9 protein-coding genes are annotated in these 12515 nt (G+C 47.7%); 4 read left to right on the top strand and 5 right to left on the bottom strand.

Annotation, left to right across the window (positions count from 1 at the left end; genetic code table 11):
* Positions 1-130 precede the first annotated feature (130 nt).
* The 4 genes from BN3261_RS16575 to argC all read right to left on the bottom strand — a co-directional run bounded on the left by BN3261_RS16575 (position 131) and on the right by argC (position 5265).
* A complete protein-coding gene (locus BN3261_RS16575; protein WP_022426394.1) occupies positions 131-1321 on the bottom strand; it encodes an aspartate aminotransferase family protein in 1191 nt (396 codons plus the stop codon).
* Positions 1308-2204: an acetylglutamate kinase gene (gene argB / locus BN3261_RS16570; RefSeq protein WP_022426393.1), complete on the bottom strand. Its 897-nt coding sequence runs from the start codon at positions 2202-2204 to the stop codon at positions 1308-1310. Before argB ends, BN3261_RS16575 begins: the two co-directional genes overlap by 14 nt.
* A 695-nt stretch (positions 2205-2899) precedes the next feature.
* Complete coding sequence (gene argJ / locus BN3261_RS16565; RefSeq protein WP_059086792.1) at positions 2900-4123, bottom strand: bifunctional glutamate N-acetyltransferase/amino-acid acetyltransferase ArgJ; 1224 nt, start codon at positions 4121-4123, stop codon at positions 2900-2902.
* A gap of 101 nt (positions 4124-4224) precedes the next feature.
* Positions 4225-5265, bottom strand: coding sequence for an N-acetyl-gamma-glutamyl-phosphate reductase (argC, locus tag BN3261_RS16560; RefSeq protein WP_015526006.1), 1041 nt, complete (start codon positions 5263-5265; stop codon positions 4225-4227).
* 528 nt (positions 5266-5793) lie between these two features.
* Here argC and BN3261_RS16555 point away from each other — a divergent pair.
* Together BN3261_RS16555 and BN3261_RS16550 are read left to right on the top strand one after the other, a co-directional pair.
* Positions 5794-7026: an argininosuccinate synthase gene (locus BN3261_RS16555; RefSeq protein WP_015526007.1), complete on the top strand. Its 1233-nt coding sequence runs from the start codon at positions 5794-5796 to the stop codon at positions 7024-7026.
* A 124-nt stretch (positions 7027-7150) separates the two neighbouring features.
* Complete coding sequence (locus BN3261_RS16550) at positions 7151-8110, top strand: DMT family transporter (RefSeq protein WP_015526008.1); 960 nt, start codon at positions 7151-7153, stop codon at positions 8108-8110.
* Between the two features lie 54 nt (positions 8111-8164).
* Here BN3261_RS16550 and BN3261_RS16545 read toward each other — a convergent pair whose 3' ends face one another.
* Complete coding sequence (locus BN3261_RS16545) at positions 8165-8554, bottom strand: metal-dependent transcriptional regulator (RefSeq protein ID WP_015526009.1); 390 nt, start codon at positions 8552-8554, stop codon at positions 8165-8167.
* Positions 8555-8816: 262 nt separating this feature from the next.
* On the opposite strand from BN3261_RS16545, the gene BN3261_RS16540 reads away from it, so the two are divergent.
* On the top strand, positions 8817-10568 hold the full coding sequence (locus BN3261_RS16540) for an ABC transporter ATP-binding protein (RefSeq protein WP_059086791.1): 1752 nt from the start codon (positions 8817-8819) through the stop codon (positions 10566-10568).
* Positions 10569-10579: 11 nt separating this feature from the next.
* Entirely contained in the window at positions 10580-12466 is a 1887-nt protein-coding gene (locus tag BN3261_RS16535) for an ABC transporter ATP-binding protein (RefSeq protein ID WP_110925902.1), read from the top strand.
* Positions 12467-12515: the final 49 nt, after the last annotated feature.

Raw genomic sequence — 12515 nt, 5'->3', positions numbered from 1 at the left:
GAATACTGTTTTCTATATCTGTTATATAATTTATATACATTGTCTCTCTGACAAAAAAGCAGCCGTATTCTCCATCGGCACACTATCCTTTCCGGAAAATACTGCTGCTTTTGTATCTGTTATTTTTTTATTATTCCATACACTCGTCAAGGATCTCTGCCATCTTGTCGATATCCTCTTTTGTGATCACAAGAGGAGGAACAAGGCGGAGAACATCACTTCCTGCTGAGATCACCAGAAGACCCTTTGCAAGAGCTTTTTTCACCACGTCTCCTACCGGACGTCCCTTGATCACGATACCCTGCATGAAGCCTTTGCCTCTTCTTGTTTCTGCACAGTCATGCTTTGCAACCAGTTCGTCCAGCTTCTCCTCAAAATACGGAGTAAGTCCCTGCACATGGGAAAGGATCTGATCTTTTTCAAAAATGTCAAATACCTTGCTGACGGCTGCACATACGAAGGGATTTCCACCGTAAGTGGTTCCGTGGTCGCCTGGCTTCAGGGAGGCTGCAGCTGCTTTTTTGTTCAGCACAAAAGCACCTACCGGAACTCCACAGCCAAGTGCTTTGGCACAGGTCATGATATCCGGCTGTACTCCATATGCCTGCCATGCAAAATAATGCCCGGTACGTCCCATACCGCACTGGATCTCGTCCAGGATCAGAATGATATCCTTCTCATCACAAAGCTTACGTAAGCCTTCCAGGAACTCTTTTGTAGCCGGATAAATACCTCCTTCTCCCTGTACGGTCTCGGTGATGATGGCACAGGTCTTATCTGTGATCTGAGCCTTTACACTCTCAAGATCATTGAAATCTGCAAATTTCACCCCACCCATCAGAGGCTCAAAGGGTTCTCTGTAATGTGCATTGCCTGTCACGGAAAGAGCGCCGATGCTGCGGCCGTGGAAGGAATGGTTCATGGCAATGATCTCATGGTCTGCATGGCCATCTCTTTCGTAGGCATATTTCTTGGCAGCCTTCAGAGCACCCTCAATGGCCTCTGTACCACTGTTTGTGAAGAATGCCTTTTCCATATGGCTTGCCTGTACAAGTTTGGCACCTGCTTCAATGATCGGCTCATTGTAGTACAGGTTGGAAATATGCATCAGCTTGTCGATCTGGGATTTCAGTGCTTCGTCATAGCCCGGATAATGATAGCCCAGGGCATTTACTGCGATACCTGCCGCAAAATCCAGATATTCCTTTCCTTCGGAATCATAGAGGTAACAACCCTCGCCTTTTTCAAAAACTACCGGAAAACGGTTATATGTATGAAGAATACTGGCTTCAGATTCTTCCATCTGTTCATTCATGCTCATTGTAATATTTCTCCCCATCATCTTTTAAAATTGCAGTACCAATACCTTTGTTTGTAAAGATCTCAAGCAGTAAGCTGTGCGGGATCCTTCCATCCAGGATATGAACTCTGTTTACACCATGTTCGATAGCGTCGATACAGTTTTTCAGCTTCGGGATCATACCGCCGCCCACAGTACCATCTGAGATCAGATTCTCAGCCTCATCTACACGAAGCTCGGAGATCAGAGTAGAGGGATCATCTGCATCCCTGTAAACGCCCTCAATGTCGGACAGGAAGGCAAGCTTCTCTGCCTCAACTGCCTCTGCAATGGCACAGGCTGCATCGTCCGCATTGATATTGTAGGAATCAAAATTTTCGTCAAAGCCGATCGGGAATACGATCGGAAGGAAATCTCTTTCCAGAAGGTCATGAAGGATCTTCGGATTAACCTTTGTAACTTCACCTACGTAGCCGATGTCTTCGCCTTTGGAAAGCTTCTTTTTGCACTGGAGAAGACCGCCGTCCTTACCGCTGACACCTACAGCCTGTACGCCGAGAGATTCTACCAGAGTAACAAGCTCCTTGTTTACTTTTGCAAGAACCATCTCTGCGATCTCCATAGTGTCTTTGTCCGTTACACGGAGACCGTTTACAAAATGCGGCTCCATGCCGACTTTACCGACCCAGCGGCTGATTTCCTTGCCGCCGCCGTGAACAATGATTGGTTTGAAACCGACTAATTTCAGAAGGACTGCGTCCTTGATGACGTTACGCTTTAATTCTTCATCAAGCATGGCGCTTCCGCCGTATTTGATGACTACGATCTTGCGGTTGAACCGCTGGATGTATGGCAGGGCTTCTATGAGAACCTCTGCTTTGTCAAGATATTTCTGATTTACCATGTGGGTGTCTCCTTTTTTTGAAAAATGATATGGATTGAAAAAGGTTTTGTTGTTGTATGTTGGAGGGATTTCTTTTTTATTATAATTTTGTCTCAGCTAACAGCTGTGGATTTGCGAGGAGGGGAGGCACTCGGAGTTCCGAAGGCCGTTTCCCCTCCTCGCGCTCCTCCCCTCCGGCCACGGGAGGACGGGCTGTTGCCCGCGTTGCGGGCAAAGCGCCTACTGCGGACAGGCTGTCGCAGACAGCCGCTTCCGACGCGCTTTCGCCGAAGGCGAACAGCTCGTCAGTCTGCCTTCAGCGACTGACGTCTAACCCGACATAACTTCCGGGCTCCCGCTCTGAGGGTTCTCACGTTCGTCACTCAGTTTTCATCGACTGAAGTTCAACACGCCTCAACTTCCAGGTTCCCGCTCTGAGGGTTCTCACGTTCGTCACTCAGTCTTCGTCAACTACACCTCAACACGCCTCAACTTCCGGGCTCCCGCACTGCGGGTTCTCACGTTCGTCACCCAGTCTTCGTCGACTGAAGTTCTACATGCCACAGCCAAGCGTGCCCAACGGAGGGGGTTCTTAGGGGGAGCGTGCGGGCTTCGCAACTTTGAGCTCGCTCCCCCTAAGGGTTTTCTCAGCTTACAAACTGAAACAAAACTACAACTAAAATCCACCATAAAAAACATTCTACAAAGCTCTTACATCAAGAACGATAATCCGCATTGATCTTTATGTAATCATAGGTGAGGTCGCATCCCCACGCAGTTGCGGATGCATCTCCCATCTTCATATCTGCGATGGCTGTCACTGCCTCTTCTGAGAGGATCTTAGTTGCTTCCTCTTCGCTGTAGCCTGTAGAAACTCCATTTTCAATGATCTTGATCTTTCCTGCTTTGCTCTCAAAGTAGAGATCTACCTTTTCCGGATCGAACTGGACGCCGGAGTAGCCGAGGGCGCAGAGGATTCTTCCCCAGTTTGCGTCGTGGCCGTAGATGGCTGCCTTTGTTAAGGAAGAGGTTACTACGGATTTACTTAAGGTTACGGCTTCTGCCTTGGTGGCTGCGCCGATGACCTTGACCTCGAAGAGTGCAGTTGCGCCTTCTCCGTCACCTGCGATCTTTTTGGCAAGGGTTGTGTTTACGTAGTTAAGAGCCTTTTTGAACTCTTCATAATCTGTGTTTTTCTCTGTGATCTTCGGATTGCCGGCCTGGCCGTTTGCAAGGAGGAGGACGGTGTCGTTTGTGGAGGTATCTCCGTCAACGGATACCATGTTGTAGGTGTCCTTGATATCCTCGCTGAGTGCTTCCTGAAGAAGTTCCTTTGAGATATCCACATCACTGGTGATAAATCCAAGCATCGTGCACATGTTGGGGTGGATCATTCCGGAGCCCTTGCACATACCGCCTACCGTTACAGTTTTTCCACCGATCTCGATCTCTACCGCTGCCTCTTTCTTCTCGGTATCTGTTGTCATGATGGCTTTTGCTGCCTCAAGGCCTGCCTCGCGGCTTCCCTCAAGCTTCGGTGCCATGGCTTTTACTCCGTTTGCGATACGGTCGATGGGAAGCTGCATTCCGATGACACCTGTGGATGCTACCAGTACGCTGTCTTCCGGGATCCCAAGGCTTTCGGATGCTGCCTTGGCTGTTTCCCTGCAATAGCCGAATCCTTCCTCGCCGGTACATGCGTTGGCGATTCCGCTGTTGCAGATCACAGCTCTTGCACCCGGGTGATTATATACAATGTCCTGATCCCATCTTACAGGAGCTGCTTTTACCACATTGGTCGTGAAGGTTCCTGCAGCCACACAGGGAACCTCACTGAATACCATGGCCATATCGGTACGGCCTTTATATTTGATCTCTGCTGCAGTTGACGCTGCCTTAAAACCTTTTGCGGCTGTAACGCCGCCGTCGATGATCTTCATATTATATATCTCCTCTCAATGGTGATGCCAGATCGAATATCGCAGTTCATTCGTTTAAAGTCCTTCGGCATCCTCCATATTTTATTTGTGATCTGCCTGTTTTACGGGCACATCGGAATCTGTTTCAGTCCTTCGTTCTCGTCAAATCCAAACATCAGGTTCATGTTCTGAACAGCCTGTCCTGCTGCACCCTTTACCAGGTTGTCGATAGCGCCCATCATGATGACTCTCTTTGTTCTCGGATCGATCTTGAAGTTCACGTCCACAAAATTGCTGCCTTCTACATTTCTTGTCTGCGGGCATACATCCTTGTTCAGGACACGTACAAAGAACTCGTCTTTATAATATTTGTCATAGGCTGCTTTTACTTCCTCGTAGGTAACATCCTTGGTCAGGGAGGCATATGCTGTTACCAGGATCCCACGGTTCATCGGAACAAGATGCGGGGTAAAGTTGATCATCACTTCCTGTCCGCATGCATATCCAAGCTGATCCTCGATCTCCGGTGTATGTCTGTGTGTGGCAACACCGTAAGCTTTGATGCTCTCGTTTACCTCACAGTAGAGATTCGGAACCTTGGCTCCTCTTCCTGCTCCGGAGGTTCCGGACTTGGCATCAATGATAATGGTATTCGGATCAATGAGGCCTTCCTTTAACAGCGGATAAATAGACAGTGTGGAGCATGTCGGATAGCATCCCGGGTTGGCGATCAGCCTTGCATTCTTAATATCCTCACGGTTGATCTCGCAGAGGCCATAAACAGCTTCCTCGATAAACTGCGGAGCCTTATGCTCGATTCCGTACCACTTCTCATATTTTTTCACATCTTTAATACGGAAATCTGCGCTTAAGTCGATCACCTTACATTTGGAAAGGATTTCTTCATTAATAAGGGATGCACAAAGGCCCTGTGGTGTTGCGGTAAAGATTACATCCACCTCATCTGCAAGTGCAGCCATGTTGTCATCCATACATTTGGCATCCACCAGCCTGAAAAAATTCTGATAAATATCTGCATACTGCTGATCTATGTAGCTTCGGGAGCCGAACCATTTGATCTCAACGTCCTTGTGTCCAAGAAGAAGTCTTACGATCTCATTTCCTGCGTATCCTGTCGCACCGATAATTCCTGCTTTAATCATCTTTCACATTCCTCCTCTGCCGTTTTCCTACGGCTTAATACACCCTGCAGAAGCGCTTGCTATTCTTATTTATGCCTCTTTTTTATGTCTTCTGATATCTGAATCTTCTGCACAGGTCAGACGGACATCTTAAACCTGTCTGTACTGCCAGCTCATATGTCCATCTTATCAATGGATAGATTATACATCTTCTCTGCATATTATGCAATAGTCATTTTCTTTGATTTTTCACGGTCTTTTCTGTTTTTCCTGTATTTTCTTATAATATCGCCTACTTTTAGATGTATTTTTATGCAAAATTTTTTTCATATTTTTCAAATTATCTCTTGCATATTTATAAAATCTGGTGTATATTAAGCCATGTCGACAGGACAGCCGAAAATTTTGTTTTGTTGTACATGAATATTTATTCACTCTGGTAAAGTTATAAAACAGCATAATTTTTTTCCAGATAACGTAAAAAAATTCACCGTCCCGGAAATGTCCGGAGCGATACAAAATCAAAAAAATCCCAGGAGGACATATATTATGAAAGAAAAAGTTGTTTTAGCGTATTCCGGTGGTCTTGATACCACAGCCCTTATCCCGTGGCTGAAAGAAACCTTTGATTATGACGTTGTCTGCTGCTGTGTAAACTGCGGACAGGGAAACGAGCTGGACGGTCTTGAAGAGAGAGCAAAAATGTCCGGTGCTTCCAAATTATATATCGAGGATATCGTCGATGAGTTCTGCGATGATTTCATCATGCCGTGTGTAGAGGCTGGTGCTGTATACGAGCATTCCTATCTTCTCGGAACTTCCATGGCTCGTCCGGTCATTGCCAAGAAGCTGGTTGAGATCGCACGTAAAGAGGGTGCCGTTGCTATCTGCCATGGTGCTACCGGTAAAGGAAATGACCAGATCCGTTTCGAGCTTGGCATCAAGGCTCTCGCTCCGGACATCAAGATCATTGCTCCATGGCGTATGACAGATCTGTGGACCATGCAGTCCCGTGAAGATGAGATCGAGTTCTGTAAGGCTCATGGCATCACTCTTCCATTTGATGCAAGCCACAGCTACAGCCGTGACAGAAATCTCTGGCACATCAGCCATGAGGGACTTGAGCTTGAGGATCCATCCCAGGCTCCGAACTATGATGACATGCTTGTATTAAGCGTAACACCTGAGAAGGCTCCGGATAAAGAAACTGAGATCACCATGACATTCGAGCAGGGTGTTCCGAAAACACTCAACGGAAAAGCAATGAAGGTTTCCGAGATCATCACAGAGCTGAACAAGCTTGGCGGTGAGAACGGCATCGGTATCGTTGATATTGTTGAGAACCGTGTTGTTGGTATGAAATCCCGTGGCGTTTATGAAACTCCTGGCGGAACGATCCTGATGGCAGCACATGACCAGCTTGAGGAGCTGATCCTTGACCGTGAGACAATGGAAGCCAAGAAAAAGCTTGGCAGCCAGTTTGCACAGGTTGTTTACGAAGGAAAATGGTACACACCTCTCCGTGAGGCTATTCAGGCATTTGTTGAGTCCACTCAGAAATATGTTACCGGTGAGGTTAAATTCAAGCTTTACAAAGGAAACATCATCAAGAATGGTACAACCTCTCCGTACAGCCTTTACAATGAGTCTCTTGCTTCCTTCACAACCGGTGATATGTATGATCATCATGATGCAGACGGATTCATCACTCTGTTCGGTCTGCCGCTGAAGGTTCGTGCCATGAAGCTTGCAGAAGTTAAGAATAACCAGAATCAGAACTAATTTTGTTGAACATTGTTCCGACAGATCATAAAAATGCCCCGGGAAGCTATATAAGTTCCCCGGGGTCTTTTGTTATATACTGCTTTGATCACATAATACCTAATAAACGAAAGGATTTTTTATCATGAACTCACAGAAAATGCCTCTGAAAAATTCTCTCTGCCTGCTTCTGGCCGCAACGATCTGGGGAATCGCCTTTGTTGCCCAGAGTGTGGGCATGGAATATGTCGGCCCCTTCACCTTCAACGGCGTCCGTTCCCTGATCGGCGCCGCTGTCCTGGTTCCGGTGCTCTTTATCCTGAACCGTTCCGGAAATAAATCCTCTGCTGCCACAGACTCCGCAATACCGGAATCCTCATCAACACCTTCAGAAAAAGCTGTATCCCCCACGCCATATAACAGCCGTGACCTGTGGCTGGGCGGCATTGCCTGCGGATTTGCTCTTTTTGCTGCCAGCAACTTCCAACAGTTTGGCATCCAGTACACAACAGTAGGAAAAGCCGGCTTCATCACCGCCTGTTACATTGTCATCGTCCCGATCATTGGAATTTTCCTGAAAAAGAAATGCAGTCCCTTTATATGGGCAGCCGTTGTCATGGCACTGGTCGGACTTTATCTTCTCTGCATCACAGACGGATTTTCCATTGGCCTCGGAGATATTCTGGTGCTGGTATGTGCTTTTCTCTTTTCCCTGCACATTCTGGTGATTGACTATTTTTCCCCGAAGGCAGACGGTGTAAAGCTTTCCTGTATCCAGTTTCTTGTCTGCGGGATCCTGTCCATGATCCCGGCACTTATTCTGGAACATCCGCAGATTTCTTCCATTCTCACTGCCTGGCTGCCGATCCTGTATGCCGGTGTGATGTCCTGCGGTGTTGCCTACACCCTGCAGGTCGTAGGCCAGAAAAATGTGAATCCCACCGTTGCTTCTCTGATCCTTTCTCTTGAATCCTGCATCTCCGTGCTTGCAGGCTGGGTGCTCCTGGATCAAAAGCTTTCCATAAAAGAGCTTCTTGGATGTGTCATCATGTTTGCAGCCATCATCCTGGCCCAGCTGCCAGAAAAAGAAAAAGATAATAAATAAAAAACAGGCAGCCGGTTTGGTATTTTACCTTCCGGCTGCCTGTCTGCATGTTTCTTATTCTGCTGCTTCTTCTTTCTTAATGAAGTTATTATAATGTGCCTTGATCTTCTCAAAGCTCTCCTGACTGATGTCGTGCTCCATCTTGCAGGCATCCTCCATTGCGATCTCTGCCGGAACCCCAAGTCCCTCCAGCATCCTGGCAAGAACAATGTGACGCTCATAAATCTGATTGGCGATCTCCGCCCCCTTCTCCAGAAGTGTCACGGTACCGTAACGGTCCATGGCAATATAACCATCCTCACGAAGAAGCTTCATTGCGTGACTGACGCTTGGCTTGGAAACACCAAGTCTGGTCGCAATATCAATGGAACGAACTCCTCCTCCTTTTTTGGATAAAACCAGAATTGATTCAAGATAATCCTCCGCTGACTGTCTGATCTCCATATAAAATCCTCCCTGCAAAAATTTAACTCTATATAGACCCTCTAAAGGGACCTGAAGCCCATTCTTTCCCTGTTCTACAGGCGAATATTAACTTTTAATATACCGCTTAAAGGATGTTGTGTCAAGCATTTCGCACATGTTTATCTTGACATTAAAAATAATTTCCCCGATAATAGTAGCTGAACAATATATCTGTTCTATAGCAGCCCGGAATCCTTTCCAGTAGTGCTGTCTTTTGAACAGTAAAGAAAGGAGATTTTTTATGCTCAAAACCCTTCTGGCCCAGGTCAGGGAGTTTAAAAAGGCATCGTTTCTCACGCCTTTTTTCATGATCCTGGAAGTTCTCTTTGAGACTCTGATCCCCCTGGCCATGGCTTCCATCATTGATAAGGGTGTGGAAGCCGGAAATATCGGCCATATCTATCGGATGGGTGCAGTTATGGTAGCTCTTGCCCTGTGCGGACTCTGGTCCGGCGTCATGGGAGGAAAATACGGAGCACTGGCCTCCACAGGCTTTGCCAGAAACCTCCGAAAAGCCATGTACACCAACATCCAGACCTTTTCTTTTTCCAACATCGACAAATACAGCACTGCCGGCCTGATCACCCGTCTTACCACAGATGTGACCAACCTGCAGAACGCCTATCAGATGATCCTTCGTATGTGTACCCGTGCACCGGCCAGTCTGATCTGTGCCATGGTCATGGCATTTCTTATCAACGCAAAGCTTGCAAGCATCTACCTTGTCGCTGTTATCTTCCTGGGAGGCTGTCTGATCTTTATCATGCAGAAGGCCACTGTATACTTCCAGGCCGTATTCCGTAAATACGACGACCTGAACGCAAGTGTCCAGGAAAACATCGGCGCTGTACGCGTTGTCAAGGCCTATGTCCGCGAAGACTACGAGATCAGCAAATTCCAGAAAGCCTGCAACAAAGTATACGAAATGTTCTTAAGTGCTGAGAAGATCGTTGTCATGAACATGCCCCTGATGCAGTTTACCGTTTATGCCTGTATCCTGGGGATCAGCTGGCTCGGCGCCAAAATGATCGTAGGCAGCTCCCTTACTACCGGTGAGCTTATGAGCCTTCTCACCTACTGCATGAACATTCTCATGAGCCTTATGATGCTTTCCATGGTTTTTGTTATGGTGACAATGAGTATTGCCAGCGCAGAGCGTGTTACGGAAGTCATCAATGATACTGCTGACATCACAGATCCGGAGGATCCGGTAACAGATGTCCCAGACGGAAGTATCGTCTTCGATCATGTAAATTTCAGCTATAAGAAAGACAGTCAGGAACCCGTTCTGAAGGATATCAATCTCTCGATCCGCTCCGGCGAGACCATAGGGATCATCGGCGGTACCGGAAGTGCAAAATCCAGCCTTGTCAACCTGATCAGCCGTCTTTATGACGTAACGGATGGTTCTGTTTCCGTAGGAGGCATCGATGTCCGTAAATACCATCTGGAATCTCTCAGAAATCAGGTTTCCGTTGTTCTTCAGAAGAATGTACTCTTCTCAGGAACCATTCTGGAAAACCTCCGATGGGGTGACAAAAATGCCACTGAGGAGGAATGCCGCCGCGCATGCCAGCTTGCCTGTGCCGATGATTTCATCGAAAAAATGCCGGACAAATACAATACCTTCATTGAACAGGGCGGCTCCAATGTTTCCGGAGGCCAGAAGCAACGTCTCTGTATTGCCCGCGCTCTTCTGAAGAAGCCGAAGATACTGATCCTGGATGACTCCACCAGTGCGGTAGATACTGCCACAGACGCAAGGATCCGCCGTGCCTTTGCCGAGGAGATCCCGGATACCACCAAGCTGATCATCGCACAGCGTGTTTCCAGCATCCAGAACGCGGACCGGATCATCGTTATGGATAACGGTGAGATCAACGGTTTTGGTACCCACGAGGAGCTTCTTAAGACTAACGCCATTTATCAGGAAGTATTTCATTCACAGACCGGCGGCGCCGGTGATTTTGACGAGGGAGGTGAACCGGCTTGAAAAAACAGAACATGAAAGGCCCGGGCGGTCCTGGCCCAAGGGGTATGGGAACACCGGAGCAGCCGGGAAAGCTTCTGGGACGCCTTGCCCGTTATATCTTTAAAAACTACAGTATCCATATCGTGATCGTGGTGATCTGCATTTTTGTCAGTGTTCTTGCCAATGTACAGGGAACTATGTTCATGAAAACCCTGATCGACCAGTATATCACACCGCTTCTCTCAGCAGATACACCGGATTTCGGGCCTCTGGCTACAGCCATCGCACGTGTGGCATGCTTTTACGCCATTGGTGTTATTGCCACCTATACTTATAACCGTATCATGATCAATGTTTCCCAGGGAACCTTACGTAACCTCCGAAACGATATGTTTGCAACGATGGAAACGCTTCCCATCAAATATTTTGACACTCACGCACACGGCGATATCATGTCCATCTACACCAACGACATTGATACCCTGCGCCAGATGATCAGCCAGAGCTTTCCGCAGCTGCTTTCCAGTGTGATCACCATCGTCAGTGTTCTTGTAAGTATGCTGATCCTGAATGTTCCGCTTACTGTAGTTACCCTGCTTATGGTTGCCATTATGATGACTGCCAGCCGGAAGCTTGCGGGCTTAAGCGGAAAATATTTCCTGGAGCAGCAGACCAACCTTGGTATTGTCAATGGTTATATCGAAGAGATGATGGAGGGTCAGAAGGTTGTCAAGGTCTTCTGCCATGAGGACGAAAGCATCCGGAAATTCGATGAACTGAACGACCAGCTTTTCACCAGCGCAGACAATGCAAACCGTTTTGCCAACATCCTGATGCCTGTGGTCGCACAGCTTGGAAATGCCAGCTATGTGATCTGCGCCATGGTGGGCGGTATCCTTGCTATCAACGGCATCGGCAGCTTCACACTTGGCGGGCTTGCCAGCTTCCTGACCTTCAATAAGAGCTTCAACATGCCTATCAACCAGGTCAGCCAGCAGTTCAACAGTATTGTTATGGCTCTTGCAGGTGCAAAACGTATCTTTGATCTTCTGGATGAAAAACCGGAAGTGGATGAAGGCTACGTTACTCTCGTCAATGCAAAAGAGGAAAACGGTGTTCTTACCGAATCCGACAAACGTACCGGCCGCTGGGCATGGAAGCATTTCCACAAAGCTGAGGGTACCACTGATTATATCGAGCTGAAGGGTGATATGGTCCTGGAGGATGTAGACTTTGGTTATAATTCCAACAAGATCGTTCTCCATGACATCAACATGTATGCACAGCCAGGCCAGAAGATCGCTTTTGTAGGCTCCACCGGCGCCGGAAAAACCACCATTACCAATCTTCTGAACCGTTTTTACGACATTCAGAAGGGTAAGATCCGTTATGACGGCATCAACATCACCAAGATCAAAAAAGACGATCTCAGACGCTCCATGGGCATCGTTCTTCAGGATACCAACCTGTTCACAGCAACCGTTATGGAAAATATCCGCTACGGAAAGCTGGATGCCACAGATGAGGAGGTTATCGCAGCAGCAAAGCTTGCCAACGCCGACGGTTTCATCCGCAGGCTTCCGCAGGGTTATAATACCCTTCTCCGCGGAAACGGTGCAAACTTAAGTCAGGGCCAGCGACAGCTTCTCTCCATTGCCCGTGCAGCCGTTGCAGACCCGCCCGTCCTGATCCTGGACGAGGCCACCAGCTCCATTGATACCCGTACCGAAAAGCTTGTACAGGATGGTATGGATAAGCTGATGGAAGGCAGGACGACCTTTGTGATCGCCCACAGACTTTCCACAGTACGCAACAGTGACTGCATCATGGTCCTGGAGCAGGGACACATCATCGAGCGTGGTTCCCACGAGGAGCTGCTTGCACAGAAGGGCCGGTATTATCAGCTGTATAACGGCTGATCCAGGCTCACAGTTATTTTCGATCTAAAATATTCAATACCAAAAACAT

Origin of the sequence: Blautia massiliensis (ex Durand et al. 2017) (assembly GCF_001487165.1) — a bacterium.
Classification (GTDB): domain Bacteria; phylum Bacillota; class Clostridia; order Lachnospirales; family Lachnospiraceae; genus Blautia_A; species Blautia_A fusiformis.
The sequence above is the reverse complement of the archived record's forward strand: the minus strand, read 5'-3'. Positions and strand labels throughout refer to the sequence as shown.